The organism is Pseudomonas marginalis (assembly GCF_024169655.1).
GTDB classification, from domain to species: Bacteria; Pseudomonadota; Gammaproteobacteria; order Pseudomonadales; family Pseudomonadaceae; genus Aquipseudomonas; species Aquipseudomonas paraveronii.
This window is the reverse complement of the sequence record NZ_JALJWV010000001.1, coordinates 1,399,786-1,415,934: the sequence shown is the minus strand read 5'-3', so window position 1 is coordinate 1,415,934 and position 16,149 is coordinate 1,399,786. Positions and strand designations below refer to the sequence as shown.

Annotated in this window: 15 protein-coding genes; 11 read left to right on the top strand and 4 right to left on the bottom strand. The window is 61.1% G+C overall.

All coding sequences use genetic code 11. The features are described from left to right. The first annotated feature begins 4 nt into the window (after nt 1-4). Entirely contained in the window at nt 5-475 is a 471-nt protein-coding gene (locus J2Y83_RS06280) for a RidA family protein (protein ID WP_253393852.1), read from the top strand. Further along, complete coding sequence (locus J2Y83_RS06275) at nt 472-1,653, top strand: aminotransferase class V-fold PLP-dependent enzyme (RefSeq protein WP_253393851.1); 1,182 nt, start codon at nt 472-474, stop codon at nt 1,651-1,653. The genes J2Y83_RS06280 and J2Y83_RS06275 overlap by 4 nt, the downstream gene beginning before the upstream one ends. Here the strand turns inward: J2Y83_RS06275 and J2Y83_RS06270 are convergent. Next, nucleotides 1,650-1,991: an aspartate-semialdehyde dehydrogenase gene (locus J2Y83_RS06270; RefSeq protein ID WP_253393850.1), complete on the bottom strand. Its 342-nt coding sequence runs from the start codon at nt 1,989-1,991 to the stop codon at nt 1,650-1,652. The genes J2Y83_RS06275 and J2Y83_RS06270 overlap by 4 nt on opposite strands. Before the next feature lie 218 nt (nt 1,992-2,209). Between J2Y83_RS06270 and rapA the strand changes: the two genes are divergently transcribed. Then, complete coding sequence (gene rapA, locus J2Y83_RS06265; RefSeq protein ID WP_253393849.1) at nt 2,210-5,056, top strand: RNA polymerase-associated protein RapA; 2,847 nt, start codon at nt 2,210-2,212, stop codon at nt 5,054-5,056. 184 nt (nt 5,057-5,240) lie between these two features. Here rapA and J2Y83_RS06260 read toward each other — a convergent pair whose 3' ends face one another. Then, nucleotides 5,241-6,584 carry a spinster family MFS transporter gene (locus J2Y83_RS06260; RefSeq protein WP_253393848.1) on the bottom strand — a complete coding sequence of 448 codons (1,344 nt, stop codon included), beginning with the start codon at nt 6,582-6,584 and terminating at the stop codon, nt 5,241-5,243. A 253-nt stretch (nt 6,585-6,837) separates the two neighbouring features. Between J2Y83_RS06260 and J2Y83_RS06255 the strand changes: the two genes are divergently transcribed. Together J2Y83_RS06255 and J2Y83_RS06250 are read left to right on the top strand one after the other, a co-directional pair. Next, nucleotides 6,838-7,206, top strand: coding sequence for a YkgJ family cysteine cluster protein (locus tag J2Y83_RS06255; protein WP_253393846.1), 369 nt, complete (start codon nt 6,838-6,840; stop codon nt 7,204-7,206). A gap of 368 nt (nt 7,207-7,574) precedes the next feature. Further along, nucleotides 7,575-9,752: a hypothetical protein gene (locus tag J2Y83_RS06250; protein ID WP_253393844.1), complete on the top strand. Its 2,178-nt coding sequence runs from the start codon at nt 7,575-7,577 to the stop codon at nt 9,750-9,752. Nucleotides 9,753-9,973: 221 nt separating this feature from the next. On the opposite strand, the gene J2Y83_RS06245 is transcribed toward J2Y83_RS06250, so the two are convergent. Then, entirely contained in the window at nt 9,974-10,276 is a 303-nt protein-coding gene (locus J2Y83_RS06245; RefSeq protein WP_017844802.1) for a DUF2288 domain-containing protein, read from the bottom strand. Continuing rightward, the gene (locus tag J2Y83_RS06240) at nt 10,273-10,434 is read right to left on the bottom strand and encodes a hypothetical protein (protein WP_253393842.1); all 162 of its coding nucleotides are present in this window, start codon (nt 10,432-10,434) and stop codon (nt 10,273-10,275) included. The genes J2Y83_RS06245 and J2Y83_RS06240 overlap by 4 nt, the downstream gene beginning before the upstream one ends. A gap of 183 nt (nt 10,435-10,617) precedes the next feature. On the opposite strand from J2Y83_RS06240, the gene J2Y83_RS06235 reads away from it, so the two are divergent. The 6 genes from J2Y83_RS06235 (at nt 10,618) to J2Y83_RS06210 (ending at nt 16,146) form a co-directional block, all read left to right on the top strand. Beyond that, the gene (locus J2Y83_RS06235; protein WP_253393840.1) at nt 10,618-11,745 is read left to right on the top strand and encodes a branched-chain amino acid ABC transporter substrate-binding protein; all 1,128 of its coding nucleotides are present in this window, start codon (nt 10,618-10,620) and stop codon (nt 11,743-11,745) included. 228 nt (nt 11,746-11,973) lie between these two features. Further along, a complete protein-coding gene (gene livH, locus J2Y83_RS06230; RefSeq protein WP_253393838.1) occupies nt 11,974-12,897 on the top strand; it encodes a high-affinity branched-chain amino acid ABC transporter permease LivH in 924 nt (307 codons plus the stop codon). Next, a complete protein-coding gene (locus J2Y83_RS06225; RefSeq protein ID WP_253393836.1) occupies nt 12,894-14,147 on the top strand; it encodes a high-affinity branched-chain amino acid ABC transporter permease LivM in 1,254 nt (417 codons plus the stop codon). Before livH ends, J2Y83_RS06225 begins: the two co-directional genes overlap by 4 nt. Next, nucleotides 14,144-14,911 (top strand): high-affinity branched-chain amino acid ABC transporter ATP-binding protein LivG, encoded by a 768-nt coding sequence (gene livG, locus J2Y83_RS06220; RefSeq protein ID WP_012722652.1) that lies wholly within the window; start codon nt 14,144-14,146, stop codon nt 14,909-14,911. Before J2Y83_RS06225 ends, livG begins: the two co-directional genes overlap by 4 nt. A 1-nt stretch (nt 14,912) precedes the next feature. Further along, a complete protein-coding gene (locus J2Y83_RS06215; RefSeq protein WP_017844798.1) occupies nt 14,913-15,614 on the top strand; it encodes an ABC transporter ATP-binding protein in 702 nt (233 codons plus the stop codon). A 226-nt stretch (nt 15,615-15,840) separates the two neighbouring features. Then, the gene (locus tag J2Y83_RS06210; protein WP_247397957.1) at nt 15,841-16,146 is read left to right on the top strand and encodes a BufA1 family periplasmic bufferin-type metallophore; all 306 of its coding nucleotides are present in this window, start codon (nt 15,841-15,843) and stop codon (nt 16,144-16,146) included. Nucleotides 16,147-16,149 lie beyond the last annotated feature (3 nt).

Sequence of the window (16,149 nt, the reverse complement as noted above, 5' to 3'; positions counted from 1 at the left end):
CAACATGCGCGATTCCATCCGCCAACGCGTGCAGGCCCTCGGCCTCACGCTGCCGACGCCCAGCCAGCCGATTGCCAATTACATCAACCACGTGGTCAGCCGGAATCAGCTGTTTATCTCCGGGCAAATCCCATTGCTGGACGGCAAACCGGCCTATGTCGGCCGCCTGGGCGAATCCCTCAGTGAAGAAGACGGCGCCCAGGCGACCGAACTGGCCGCGCTGGGTCTGCTCGCACAATTGAGCGATGCACTGGGCGATGACCTGTCACGCCTGGTGCGGACCCTGCGCCTGGGCGTGTTTATCGCCTGCAGTGACGACTTCCAGCGCCAGAGCGTGGTGGCCAATGGTGCCTCTAACCTGCTGGTCAACGTTCTTGGCGACAAAGGCCGGCATGTACGCACGGCTGTCGGCGTGTCCAGCCTGCCGGGGGGCGTAGCGGTGGAAGTTGACGCAGTGTTCGAGTTGCAGCCATGAGCCCGCTCGACGTCCAACGCCTGCGCGAGGCCACGCCGGGTTGTCGGTCCGGTCTCGTGCACTTCAACACGGCCGGTGCTGCATTGCCGAGCCAGGCGACCCTCGACACCATCATCGAACAACTGCAACGCGAAGCGTGCGACGGCCCAATGGAGGCCAGCGAGCATGGCGCCATCCTGGTGGAAAAAGCCCGCTGCGCCGCCGGCCAGTTGCTCAATGCACCCGCCGCGTCGATTGCCTTTGCCGGCAGCGGCTCGACCGCGTGGAGCCTGGCGTTCCAGGCGCTGGGCCGGTGGCAGCCGGGCGACAGGATTCTGGTGGGGCGCCACGAATGGGGCGGCAACCTGGCGAGCATGGAACTGGCCGTGCAGGCCGGTGCGCGAATCGAGGTGATCCCTTGCGATGAAACCGGCGCAGTCTGCCCGGTAGCCCTGGAAGCGATGATCGACGCAAGCGTGAAGCTGATCGACCTGACCTGGCTCCCCGCCAATGGCGGCCTGATCAACCCCGCCCAGGCGATTGGTGAAGTGGCCAGGCGGCATGGCATCCCTTACTTCATCGATGCCGGCCAGGCCATCGGCCAGGTGCCAGTGGATGTGCAGGCGCTGCACTGCGACGTGCTCAAGTCGGCAGGCCGCAAGCACCTGCGCGGGCCGCGAGGTACAGCGCTGTTGTACGTGCGGCCGGACTTTCTGGCGCGGCTGAACCCCGCGCAGCGCGATGTGTTTTCAGCGCCGTGGAGCGCCCAGGGTTTCGCCCTGCGCAACGATGCCCGACGCTTTGAAACCAGCGAAACGTCCTACGCCTTATTGGCGGGCTTGGGCAATGCGTTGCAGGAACTCAATCAACTGGGGATTGAGCGGGTGTGGAACCGTGTCCGGCAGACCAGCGCGCGAATCCGCGAGACCTTGCGTCAGACTCCCGGGATGTCCCTGCATGACTTGGGCGCCAGCCAATCAGGCTTGATCGCCTTCAACCTCGCCGGCTGGGACGCCTTCGAACTCAAGCGTCGCCTGGCGCTCAAGCGCATCAATATCGGCGCCAACGATGTGGCGTATACCCCATTGGATATGCAGGCACGAGGCCTGGTCAGCATTGCGCGAATCTCCGTCAGCCCGCTCAACTCCGATCAGGACATTGAACGGCTGATGGTGGCCTTGCGCGAACTGCGCGCTTAAACCTCGACATCCACCCACAACCCCTGGCGCGGCGCGTCTTCGATCAGCGGCGCCACGGGCACGGTGTTGTCGGCGTTGAGCTCGTCGCCCGGGATCGCCAAGTGCGCCTGCGGGTCGTCATCGGCTTCACGCCGGCGTTTCTGCTGTTCCTGCTCGCGGCGTTGCTCCTCGCGCAGCAAAAGAGCCGACTGCTCGGCATCGCCATTTTTCAGGTCGATCGTGCTCTCGTTGGAACTCGCTTGCACGGGCACCACGGGCGGAATATCCGGTTTTTGACGCACCGGGTCGAGTTGCGACGTGACCGGCACAACGCTGACGGGCAGCATGGGTGGCAGCATAATAGTTGTTCTCCTGTCAGCAGGCTGTCGGCGGGCGGCGCGGCGACTTGAGCGCAGGCTTGCCAACCTGTGACCCAATCGACACTCGCAAGTGCCCGCCACCCGTCGATTCAGCACTCGATGCACTGCGCAAACCGCGGAGTTTTTGTCAGAGTCCTTTGGATGAGGGCCTTGTTCCGTTAAGATAGTCGGCTTTTTCACGGCGGGAGTCAGGCAGCATGGCGCAGCAGTATCAACCGGGGCAACGCTGGATTAGTGACAGCGAAGCAGAGCTGGGGTTAGGCACCGTTCTGGCACAGGACGGCCGCTTGTTGACCGTGCTCTATCCGGCCACTGGCGACACGCGCCAGTATGCGCTACGGAATGCGCCCCTCACCCGCGTGAGGTTCTCGCCGGGCGACAGCATCACCCATTTCGAAGGCTGGAAAATGACCGTGCAAGAAGTCGACGACGTCGACGGCCTGCTGGTCTACCACGGCCTCAATGGGCAGAACGAGCAGGTCACCCTGCCGGAAACCCAACTGTCGAACTTCATCCAGTTCCGCCTGGCCAGTGACCGCCTGTTCGCCGGGCAGATCGACCCGCTGGCCTGGTTCTCGCTGCGCTACCACACCCTGGAACACACCAGCCGCCAATTGCAATCTTCGCTGTGGGGCCTGGGCGGCGTGCGTGCGCAACCCATTGCTCACCAATTGCACATCGCCCGTGAAGTCGCCGACCGTATCGCGCCACGGGTATTGCTGGCCGACGAAGTGGGCCTGGGCAAGACCATCGAAGCCGGCCTGGTGATCCATCGCCAGTTGCTGTCCGGCCGCGCCAACCGCGTGCTGATCCTGGTCCCGGAAAACCTGCAGCACCAGTGGCTGGTAGAAATGCGCCGCCGCTTCAACCTGCAAGTGGCGCTGTTCGACGAAGAACGCTTCATCGAAAGCGATGCCGCCAACCCGTTCGAAGACACCCAGTTGGCCCTGGTGGCCCTGGAGTGGCTGGTGGACGACGAGAAGGCCCAGGACGCGCTGTTCGCCGCCGGCTGGGACCTGCTGGTGGTCGACGAAGCGCATCACCTGGTCTGGCATGAAGACAACGCCAGCGCCGAATACTCGCTGGTCGAACAGCTTGCCGAGGTCATCCCTGGCGTGCTGCTGCTCACCGCCACCCCGGAACAACTGGGCCAGGACAGCCACTTCGCACGCCTGCGCCTGCTGGACCCGAACCGCTTCCACGACCTGCAAGCCTTCCGCGCCGAAAGCGAAAACTATCGCCCGGTGGCCGAAGCGGTGCAGGAGCTGCTGGACAAGGGCCGCCTCTCCCCGGCCGCGCACACCACCATCCAGGGTTTCCTCGGCAACGAAGGTGAAGCGCTGCTCACCGCCGTCAACGATGGCGACACCGAAGCCAGCGCACGCCTGGTGCGTGAGCTGCTCGACCGCCACGGCACTGGCCGCGTGCTGTTCCGCAACACCCGCGCCGCGGTGCAAGGCTTCCCGGAGCGCAAGCTGCACGCCTACCCGCTGCCGAACCCGGACGAATACCTCGAATTGCCGCTGGGCGAACACGCCGAGCTGTACCCGGAAGTCAGCTTCCAGTCGCAGCCGGATATCGAGGAAGACAATCGCTGGTGGCGCTTCGACCCACGGGTCGAATGGCTGATCGACCAGCTGAAAATGCTCAAGCGCACCAAGGTCCTGGTGATCTGCGCCCACGCCGAGACCGCGATGGACCTGGAAGACGCCCTGCGCGTGCGCTCCGGCATCCCGGCCACGGTGTTCCACGAAGGCATGAACATCCTCGAGCGTGACCGCGCCGCCGCTTACTTCGCCGATGAAGAATTTGGCGCCCAGGTGCTGATCTGTTCGGAAATCGGCAGTGAAGGCCGCAACTTCCAGTTCTCCCACCACCTGGTGCTGTTCGACCTGCCGTCCCACCCCGACCTGCTCGAACAGCGGATCGGCCGTCTGGACCGGATCGGCCAGAAACATGTGATCGAACTGCACGTGCCGTACCTGGAAACCAGCCCGCAAGAGCGCCTGTTCCAGTGGTACCACGAAGCGCTGAACGCGTTCCTCAACACCTGCCCGACCGGCAACGCCTTGCAGCATCAGTTCGGCCCGCGCCTGCTGCCGCTGCTGGAAAACGCCGACGACGACGAGTGGCAAGCCCTGATCAACGAAGCCCGTGCCGAGCGCGAGCGCCTGGAACAGGAACTGCACACCGGCCGCGACCGCTTGCTGGAGCTCAACTCCGGCGGTGCGGGTGAAGGCGATGCGCTGGTGGAAGACATCCTGGAACAAGACGACCAGTTTGCCCTGCCGATCTACATGGAAACCCTGTTCGACGCGTTCGGCATCGACAGCGAAGACCACTCGGAAAACGCGCTGATCCTCAAGCCCAGCGAAAAAATGCTCGATGCCAGCTTCCCCCTGGGCGACGACGAAGGCGTGACCATCACCTACGACCGCAACCAGGCGCTGTCGCGCGAAGACATGCAGTTCATCACCTGGGAACACCCGATGGTACAGGGCGGCATGGACCTGGTGCTGTCCGGTTCCATGGGCAACACCGCCGTGGCGCTGATCAAGAACAAGGCGCTCAAGGCCGGCACCGTGCTGCTGGAGCTGCTCTACGTCAGCGAAGTGGTCGCCCCGCGCTCGCTGCAACTGGGCCGCTACTTGCCACCGGCCGCCCTGCGCTGCCTGCTGGACGCCAATGGCAATGACTTGTCCGGCCGGGTGTCGTTCGAAACCTTGAACGACCAGTTGGAAAGCGTGCCACGGGCCAGCGCCAACAAATTCGTCCAGGCCCAGCGCGACCAGTTGACGCCGCGCATCAACGCCGGTGAAGAGAAGATCACCCCGCGCCATGCCGAGCGTGTGGCCGAGGCCAAGCGTCGCCTGGCAGCGGACACCGACGAAGAACTGGCGCGCCTGACCGCGTTGCAAGCCGTCAACCCAACCGTGCGCGACAGCGAACTGGTTGCCCTGCGCCAACAGCGCGAGCAAGGCCTGGCCATGCTCGACAAGGCCGCGCTGCGCCTGGAAGCGATTCGGGTGTTGGTGGCGGGTTGATTGCTGCGCTGCTCTGCTAATAAAGAAGGCCCGCGCAATGCGGGCCTTTTTTATGCACTTGAGCCTATCGTTGGCTTTGAAGGCGTCATCGCGGGCAAGCCCGGCTCCCACATTTGGCCGAGTTGTCATGTCGATCTCCGATCAATGTGGGAGCTGGCTTGCCTGCGATGGCGTCACACAGGCCTCAAGCTATGACCGCCGCCGGCACCTCAACAGCCACCAACCCCTCCTTCATCCGCTTGGCATCGCGCACGAAGGTCCGCGAGGCTTGGAACAGAAACAGCATGGTCAAGAACAGCGCCACCGGAATCAGGTACATGGCGTCATGCAACCCCACCGCTTTATAAGCCTCGGTCATCTGCTCCGCCCCGGCGGCATACATCGCCGAATGGGCGAAATGATCGGACAAGCCCCCCACCACCACCGGCCCCATGCCGCCGCCCAGCAAGTACAAGCCGGCAAAGAACAGCGCCATCGCCGTGGCCCGCAGGCGCGGTTCGACCACGTCCTGGATCGCCGTGTATACGCAGGTGTAGAAGTTGTAGGCAAACAACCAGCCCACGCTGAACAACGCGACAAACACCCCAATCTCGATACGCCCTGCATGTAAGGCCCAGGCGGTGGTGGCGGTGGAAATGATCAGGCTGCACGCGGCAAACAGCAGCCGGCCATTGGCAACCCGTTGATGGATCTTGTCGGCAACCCAGCCGCCCAACGTCAGGCCGACCAGGCCGGTCAACCCGACGATCACCCCGGTGGCCACAGCCGCTTCCTGCAACGGCATCAGGAAATAGCGCTGCAGCATCGGCACCAGGAACGAGTTACACGCATAGGTCGCGAAGTTGAAGCACAGCCCGGCCAGCACCAGCCAGAGGAAGGTCGGCACTGCCAGCACGCGGCGGATCGGGCGGTCGACGGGTTCCTGGGAGACTTGCACGGTTTCTGCCGCGCCGCGCTTGGGTTCCTTGATAAAGAACATGAAGACCGCGAGGATCAGTCCCGGCACGGCAGCAATGAAGAACGGCGCGCGCCAGCTGTCGAACGCCTTGACCATCGCGCCAATGGTAAAGAACGCCAGCAACAGGCCCAACGGCAAGCCCAGCATGAAAATGCCCATGGCCCGCGCACGACGGTGGGCCGGGAACAGATCGCCAATCAGCGAGTTGGCCGCTGGCGCGTAGCTGGCTTCGCCGATACCGATGCCCATGCGTACCAGCAGGAAGGCCCAGAAGCTGCCGACCATGCCGTTGATCGCCGTCAGCCCGCTCCAGGCGAACAGGCCCCACCCCATGAGTTTGCTGCGCGAACCCGTGTCGGCCAGGCGCCCGAGCGGCAGACCGGCAATGGCGTAGACGATGGTGAAGGCGGTGCCGATGATGCCGAGCTGGAAGTCGCTCAGGTGCCATTCCATGCGGATCGGCTCGATGATGATCGCCGGAATGGTGCGGTCGAAGAAGTTGAACAGGTTGGCGAGGAACAGCAGGAACAGAATGCGCCAGGCATTCGTCGCTTGGGTCGAGTTCTGCATGGGTCCGTCTCTTTTATTGTTATGAGAGCTGTGATGCCCGATGCATCCTGCTCTGGTCCCTGCAACATAGTCAGGCCGGCAGCGGTTGTCTGTAATGATTCGTAAAGCTGATAGGGCATGATTTCACCCGAAACTACGAGGCTTTTCCTACGAAAGATATAAGTGTGCTCCCCTCTTCCCAACGGCCATGACGCGATTAGAATGGTGAGCCGTCCTGTAGCACCCCCTCTTACTTTCCTTATCGATGACGCCCATGTCCGAAGCCAGTCCGTGTCTGAATTGCGGTGCCTGCTGTTCACACTTCCGTGTGTCTTTCTTCTGGGGGGAGTGCGCCTCGTCGGGGGGCACGGTGCCCGATGACCTGGTGGTGCAGATCAACCACACCCGCGTGGCAATGATCGGCACCGACCAGAAACCCGCGCGCTGCTGCAGCCTTGAGGGCGAGGTGGGCAAAGGCACCCGTTGCACCATCTATGAGCAGCGCTCCAGCGTGTGCCGAGAGTTCGACTCATCCTGGAGCCAAGGCGTGCAAAGCACCGATTGCGATGCCGCTCGCGCAGCATTCGGCCTGGCGCCGCTGGAGGCACCGCCCTTCGAGCTGGACCTGCCCATCAGCGCTTAGCATCAAGCTGGCGCTCAAACAGGGGGGATTTCGTCAAGATTAGCTGTTGAGCCTTGCGGTGCCTGCCGGCGAGATCATGAACGTGATCCAAGGAGGCGCCAGCGTCGAGAGACACTTCCCGTGGCCGCAGCGGCCTCACCGGCATCATCAGGCCGAGTCACTGACGTCTAATCTTTGGCATTTCGCCATCATTTATCTAAAGAACTTCGATAAACGGCCGATTCATCAGAGTCGGGCCGGGATTTCCCCTTGAATCACTAGGGGTAAACCTATCGTCCCGGACCCGGACGCACTGTAAAGTCGCGAACTCCCACTCAGTGATGGCTTTTTAATATTTCACAGCCATCCGCCCAGGTACATGGCGCACAATGACTTCTAAAAATAACCCTGCCACCGTGGTCTCCGATGTGTTGCCGACAGCTCCTGCGGAAAAACCTTCAGGTTCAAAGTCATTGAGCAGCCCGCGTCCGGCGGCAACCCAGCAATACCTGTACTTCACCGAGACCAATACCGACCGCATCCTCGACAACCTCGACGGCCTGCGCGACATGGTGTTCCCGCGCCTGCCCCACCAGGAAGTCGACGGCGAGCCGCGCAGCGAGCAGGAATTTCCCTCGGTGTGCCTGATCGGCCTGGGCCGCTGCGGTTCGAACATTGCGCTGGACGTGGCCGAGTTGGTCTACAACGCACGCAAGTTCTACCTGAACGAGTTCAGTACCGAAGACAAGTCGACAGACAAGGGCTACAGCCCGGCCCAGTGGATTCGCAACAACCTGCGCCTGGGCAGCGGCAAAGCCAGCAAACCGGTGTTCCTGGTGGAACCCTTGGTGATGCTGGGCGACCTGGACAAGGACATCGCCGGGCGCATCCGCTTCTCGCGCAAGGGTGAAAAAAGCGGCTTCCTGCGCGACTACAGCAAGATGAAAATCATGGACCTCTCGGAAGTCCATGCCGGCGGCGCCGGTAACGCGCCGATCCTTGGCCAGTATCTGGCCAAGATCATCCTCAATAAAGACACCCAGCGTTTTTCCAGCCCCGACTGGAAGATGATCCATTCGTACCTGATCGACTCCTGCGGCATCAAGGCCAACCAGTCGCGCCTGTACTTCTCGATCTTCAGCGCCGGCGGCGGCACCGGCTCGGGCATGGCGTCGGAGTTCGGCCTGGCCCAGCAGCATTCGTACATGAACAAGACGTTCGACACCAAGCCGGCCGACGAGCACGACAGCAAAAGCGGCCACGCCTTCGTCTTCGAACCGATCTTCACCAGCGGCATCTGCGTGCTGCCGAACATCTCCGACCACCGCAGCGAAATGTCCGAGGCGCTGCACATCAACGCCGGGCGGCTGCTGTGCAAGTATCTGTCGGAAGAATGGGATTTCTCGTACAACTTCGCCAATGAAGACAGCAGCGAAGCCAGCGTCAAGGGGCGTATCCGCCCGTGGAACGCGATGATGCTGATCTCCAACGACATCATGCGTTACGCCGAAGAGAGCGATGACGGCAATATCCAGAACATTGATGTCAATGCCATGGAAAAGCACGCCAACCAGTACATCTCACAACAGATCTTCAACATTCTTACCGCCCAGGCGGTCACCACCGACTACGATCAGAACTACTTCCGTCGCGCCGGTATCGACATCGGCGAAACCATCCGCCTGGATGCCAACGACCTGTTCATGAGCCTGGCCGGCCCGGTGGCGATTGCCTACGCCGAATCGGTGGTCCCGGAAACCCCGGCGCCGTCGAGTGACAAGTTCAAGGTGTTCGACAAAGAGCCGCAGCGCCTGAACATCGACGACCTGTTCTTCCGCTCCATCGACCTGCCGCACTTCAACAAAGTCACCCAGGCCATCGAAGGCATCAGCCTGCTGCCGATCGAGTCCAAGCGCTACAAAGCCTCCCTGGAGCAGTACAAGAACTCCGGTTATGACGCGGCGGCGCTGCACGACCTGCACTTCTTCAAGAACTGCTCGTCGGTGGTGTCGATCGTGTCGCTGCCCAAGGACTACAAACTGTCCTACATGGACCTGAACCGCCTCAAGACCCACCTCAACAGCCTGTTCCCCAACACCACGCTCAAGCGCTACGCCCTGGTGATCGGCGCGTCGGCCAACCTGTCGCTGACCACCCTGATCGCCAAGAGCCCGTGCCTGTCGGATGATTTCCTGACGCTGATCGTGGCGTTCATCAAACGCTGCTTTGCGCGCAACCCGTACCGTTTCGATGACACGCTGGACAACTCGATCCTGGACTTCATCATCCACGAGGACTTCGACGAAGACCGTATCGACGAACTGCTCAACGAGTTTGAAAACCCGGCAAAGATCCTCGATACCAACTGGTACGCGATCAAGCCGATGTATGAGAAGAAGTACCGCGAGTTGATCAATGACAAAGATAAGTTTGTCTCGATCAATGACATTCGCCTATCACGGGATTGCGTGAAGAAGGCGATCAAGTACCTGCGCGAGATTTACCGTCATCGGATCGGCAAGACCAAGATTATTTCGTTGAACAACCATACCGGCAAGACAGCCTAGGCTTATGTGGCGAGGGAGCTTGCTCCCTCGCCATGGCGATCGGCTCACACCCCGAAACAATTCCCCCAGCATTTCGCCGTCAGCAAAACTGTTCCCGTGACGCGCACGTCACCCGCACCTGTGACCTTTCTCCACGGCAAGATGCCATCACCGCATCCGCGGTTACTCCGCTACACACTTACAGCGGCGCAAACAACGCACCATTTTCGCGCAGACGTTTCTTACGCTGCCCTTTCCTGGATCAGAATCCACGGCGAAACCACCACCGCCCACAAGCTCGGATCGCGCTCCAGCAGGTCCAATGCCCGCGTCGCAGACACTTCGCCAAGGCTACCCGAGGCCAGCCAGGCAGCGACTTTATCGCGCTGATCCTCGGCCATGCCCTCGGCCGCCTCGATCAAATCCAGGCCGGCGTCGACCCACAATAGGGCACCCTTGGCAAAGAACGGTTCAAGCTCCTTCCAGGAGATTTCGGCGGTTTCACCGAGCAGCTTGGCATAGAGGGTGCTAGGTTCTTGCGTCATGGGAATTCACCTTGGGAAAAAATCGGCGCAATCATAACGTCGTGTCTCTCGTAGAAAAACCCAGTTGCAAATGAGTGAGCGATTGAAAGCGTCAGGAAAGCCACGGATTGCCCGCCACTGCGGCAGCCACCCGCCGCAATTCTGTCTTTTTCTTTCATTTAAGCGACACGCCCGTATATTGCCCCCAGCAGCCAGCTTTTCAAGCGATCAACCGGCGCTCTACACTGTACCGGTACAGTTGCCAGGGCACTGCCGGGGGGATATTCGAGATATCTGATCCGGTTCTGCAGCTCACAAGGCCGCTAGAACTATAAAAAATACAACAGTAAGAGTGGAGCACTATGAATAAGGCTACTAAGCAGATTTCCAAACTGTTTGCCGCTATGGTCCTGGCCGGGGTTGCCAGCCATTCGTTCGCAGCCGACACCATCAAGATCGGCATCGCCGGCCCTAAAACCGGTCCTGTCACACAATATGGCGACATGCAGTTCATGGGCGCCAAACAGGCGATCGCCGACATCAACGCCAAAGGCGGCGTCGATGGCAAAATGCTCGAAGCCAAGGAATACGACGACGCCTGCGATCCCAAGCAAGCCGTTGCGGTCGCCAACAAAGTGGTCAACGACGGCGTCAAGTTCGTGGTCGGTCACCTGTGCTCCAGCTCCACTCAGCCAGCGTCCGACATTTATGAAGACGAAGGCGTGATCATGATTACCCCGGCTGCCACCAGCCCGGAAATCACCGCCCGCGGCTACAAGCTGATCTTCCGCACCATCGGCCTGGACAGCGCCCAAGGCCCCGCGGCCGGCAACTACATCGCCGACCACGTGAAGCCGAAGATCGTTGCCGTGCTGCACGACAAGCAGCAATACGGTGAAGGCATCGCCACTGCCGTTAAACAGACCCTCGAGAAGAAAGGCATCAAGGCTGCCGTCTTCCAAGGCCTGAACGCCGGTGACAAGGACTTCTCCTCGATCATCCAGACCCTCAAGCAAGCCAACGTCGACTTCGTCTACTACGGCGGCTACCACCCTGAGCTGGGCCTGATCCTGCGCCAAGCCAAGGAAAAAGGCCTGAACGCCAAGTTCATGGGCCCAGAAGGCGTCGGCAACGACTCTATCTCGCAAATCGCCCAGGGCGCTTCCGAAGGCCTGCTGGTGACCCTGCCGAAGTCTTTCGACACCGATCCGGCCAACAAGGCGATCGTTGAAGAGTTCACCAAGAACAAGCAGGACCCAACCGGTCCGTTCGTGTTCCCGGCCTACTCGGCCATTGAAGTCATCGCCGGTGGTATCAAAGCCGCGAAAAGCGAAGACACCGCCAAAGTGGCCGAAGCCATCCACGCGGGCACCTTCAAGACCCCTACCGGCGATCTGAGCTTCGACGCCAAGGGCGACCTGAAGGACTTCAAGTTCGTGGTCTACGAATGGCACTTCGGCAAACCGAAAACCGAAGTTTCCCCTCAGTAAGCCAGGCGTTACTGGTCAACAAGCCCACTGTGAGAGCAGTGGGCTTTGTTTTACGAGGTTTATGGGCCTGTCACCCGCGATCCGGGCGCTGGCTCACCTGAAAATCTTAAAACCGTCACCAGCGGTTCGCTGGCAAACGCTTTGCGCAAATGTGCTCACAGAACACAGCGCAGGGCCGGAACATGACTCCACCAGTGAAATGCGTATCGGGTTTTTAGGAGCGTTGTAATGCCTGAGATCTATCATTTTTTCCAACAGCTGGTTAATGGCCTGACCATTGGCAGCACCTATGCCTTGATAGCCATTGGCTACACAATGGTTTACGGCATCATTGGAATGATCAACTTCGCCCATGGCGAGGTCTACATGATTGGTTCCTACGTGGCCTTCATTGCCCTTGCCGGGCTGGCCATGCTGGGTATCCACTCCCTGCCGTTGTTGATGACCGCCGCGTTCCTGGCGTCGATCGTCGTAACCAGTGCCTATGGCTACAGTATCGAACGGGTTGCCTATCGTCCCTTGCGTGGCAGCAACCGTTTGATCCCGCTGATTTCCGCCATCGGCATGTCGATTTTCCTGCAGAACACCGTATTGCTGTCCCAGGACTCCAAGGACAAGTCCATTCCCAACCTGATCCCGGGGAGTTTCTCCTTCGGCCCAGGCGGCGCACAAGAAGTGCTGATTTCGTACATGCAGATCCTGGTCTTCGTCGTCACCCTGGTGGCCATGCTGGGCCTGACCCTGTTCATTTCCCGCTCCCGTCTGGGGCGCGCCTGCCGGGCCTGCGCCGAAGACATCAAGATGGCCAACCTGCTGGGCATCAACACCAACAACATCATCGCCCTGACCTTCGTCATCGGTGCCGCGCTGGCGGCCGTCGCTGCCGTGTTGCTGAGCATGCAGTACGGCGTGATCAACCCCAACGCCGGTTTCCTGGTCGGCCTCAAGGCCTTTACCGCAGCGGTATTGGGCGGCATCGGCAGCATTCCGGGCGCCATGCTCGGCGGGCTGGTGCTGGGTGTGGCCGAGGCGTTTGGTGCCGATATCTTCGGCGACCAGTACAAGGACGTCGTCGCGTTTGGCCTTTTGGTTCTGGTGCTGTTGTTCCGTCCGACCGGCATCCTCGGCCGTCCGGAGGTTGAGAAAGTATGAGCAGATATCTTAAATCGGCGTTTTTCAGCGCCCTGTTGGTGTGGGCCGTGGCCTTTCCGGTACTCGGCCTCAAGCTGAGCATTGTCGGCATCAACCTGGAAGTGCATGGCACCGGTCCCGTGACCCTGACCATCATTGCCCTGTGTTCGGTGCTGATGTTCCTGCGCGTGCTGTTCACGCGGCAGGTCGGCGCCTTGTTCAAGGGCAACCGTGGCCCGCTGGTATCGCCCAAGGTCAGCCAATTCCTGACCCTGCCGCGCACCCAGCGCTACATCATCATCGGCCTGATCGTGGCCGCGCTGATCTGGCCGTTCTTCGGCTCGCGCGGTGCGGTCGACATCGCCACCCTTATCCTGATCTACGTGTTGCTGGGCCTGGGCCTGAACATCGTGGTCGGTCTGGCCGGCCTGCTCGACCTGGGTTATGTGGGCTTCTACGCCGTGGGTGCCTACACCTACGCGCTGCTCTCGCACTACCTGGGCTGGAGCTTCTGGGTTTGTCTGCCCCTCGCCGGTCTGATGGCGGCGACGTTCGGCTTCCTGCTGGGCTTCCCGGTACTGCGCCTGCGCGGTGACTACCTGGCCATCGTGACCCTGGGCTTCGGGGAAATCATCCGACTGTTCCTGCGTAACCTGACCGACATCACCGGTGGCCCCAACGGCATCAGCAGCATTCCCAAGCCGACGTTCTTCGGGCTGTCGTTCGAGCGCTCCGCCGCCGAAGGCATGCAGACCTTCCACGAGTACTTCGGGATTGCCTACAACCCGGTGAGCAAAGTGGTGTTCCTGTACCTGGTAGCGCTGTTGCTGGCCCTGGCCGCATTGTTCGTGATCAACCGCCTGCTGCGCATGCCGATCGGCCGTGCGTGGGAAGCGCTGCGCGAAGATGAAATCGCCTGCCGGGCCCTGGGCCTGAACCCGACCATCATCAAGCTGTCCGCGTTCACCCTGGGCGCTGCGTTCGCCGGTTTTGCCGGCAGCTTCTTCGCCGCTCGCCAAGGCCTGGTGACGCCGGAGTCGTTCACCTTTATCGAGTCGGCGATCATCCTCGCCATCGTGGTACTGGGTGGCATGGGCTCGCAGTTGGGCGTGATTCTCGCGGCGATCGTGATGATCCTGCTGCCGGAAATGATGCGTGAGTTCAGCGAATACCGCATGTTGATGTTCGGCGCCATGATGGTGCTGATGATGATCTGGCGTCCTCAAGGCCTGCTGCCCATGCAACGTCCACACATGGAGCTGCGCAAATGAGCCGCGAAATCCTGAAAGTCGAAAACTTGAGCATGCGCTTCGGCGGCTTGCTGGCGGTCAATGGCGTGGCCCTGACCGTGAAGGAAAAACAAGTGGTTGCGCTGATCGGCCCCAACGGCGCCGGCAAGACCACGGTGTTCAACTGCCTCACCGGTTTCTACAAGCCCAGCGGTGGCAGCATCCTGCTCGACGGCCAGCCGATCCAGGGCCTGGCCGGTCACGAGATCGCCCGCAAGGGCGTGGTGCGGACCTTCCAGAACGTGCGGTTGTTCAAAGACATGACGGCGGTCGAAAACCTGCTGATCGCTCAGCACCGTCACTTGAACACCAACTTCTTCGCTGGCTTGTTCAAGACCCCGGCGTTCCGCAAGAGCGAGCGCGAGGCCATGGAATACGCGGAGTATTGGCTGGACAAGGTCAACCTCACCGAGTTCGCCAACCGCCCCGCCGGCACCCTGGCCTATGGGCAGCAACGTCGCCTGGAAATCGCCCGCTGCATGATGACCCGCCCGCGGATCCTGATGCTCGACGAACCGGCCGCCGGTTTGAACCCCAAGGAAACCGAAGACCTCAAGGCGCTGATCGGCGTGTTGCGTGAGGAAAACAACGCCACGGTGCTGTTGATCGAACACGACATGAAACTGGTCATGAGCATTTCCGACCACATCGTGGTGATCAACCAGGGCACGCCCCTGGCCGACGGTACGCCGGAGCAGATCCGCGACAATCCTGAAGTGATCAAAGCCTATCTGGGGGAAGCGTAAAATGCTGCAATTCGAAAACGTTTCCACTTTCTACGGCAAGATCCAGGCCCTGCACAGCGTCAACGTCGAAGTGCGCCAGGGTGAGATCGTCACGCTGATCGGCGCCAACGGTGCCGGCAAGTCGACCTTGTTGATGACCCTGTGCGGTTCGCCGCAGGCCCACAGCGGCAGCATCCGCTACATGGGCGAAGAGCTGGTGGGCCAGCAGTCGTCGCACATCATGCGTAAAAGCATTGCCGTGGTGCCGGAAGGCCGACGGGTGTTTTCGCGCCTGACCGTCGAAGAGAACCTGGCCATGGGCGGGTTCTTCACCGACAAGGGCGACTACCAGGAGCAGATGGACAAGGTGCTGCACCTGTTCCCCAGGCTCAAGGAACGCTTCAGCCAGCGCGGCGGCACCATGTCCGGCGGCGAGCAGCAAATGCTCGCCATCGGCCGCGCACTGATGAGCAAGCCCAAGCTGTTGCTGCTCGACGAACCCTCCCTGGGCCTGGCACCGATCATCATCCAGCAGATCTTCGACATCATCGAACAGCTGCGCAAGGACGGTGTGACGGTGTTCCTGGTCGAACAGAACGCCAACCAGGCGCTGAAAATCGCCGACCGCGCCTATGTGCTGGAAAACGGCCGGGTGGTGATGCAGGGCACGGGTGAGCAGTTGCTGACCGATCCGAAGGTGCGTGAGGCGTACCTCGGCGGTTAACACCCGGTTGCTAAATGTGGGAGGGGGCTTGCCCCCGATGGCGCCATGTCAGGCACAGAACATGTGACTGATATACCGTCATCGGGGGCAAGCCCCCTCCCACATTTGTTTCGGGTGATCGCTGAAATATTTTTCAAACGACTTGTAACGAATTCCAGCGTCCAGCCTCTAGTGGTACAAGCAGGCAATCATGCCCGCCAACTCAACCCACTGCTGGAGATACACCATGACCGTAAAAACCCGTTCGCTGTCCGCCGCTTCCCTCGTCCTGGCCCTGGGTTCCGCGCTGAGCCTGTCCGCCCTGACCACCAGCGCCCACGCTGCCGACGACATGCAGAAATGCTTCGGCGTCGCTGAAGCCGGCAAGAACGATTGCGCCGCCGGCGCTGGCACTTCCTGCGCCGGCACGTCCAAAACCAAGGATCAGGCGAATGCCTGGAAACTGGTCCCGGCCGGCACCTGCACCCAAACCCCAAGCACCACCTCGCCGAGCGGTTTCGGCCAGGAAGCCGCCTTTACCGCCAAGTCCTGAAAC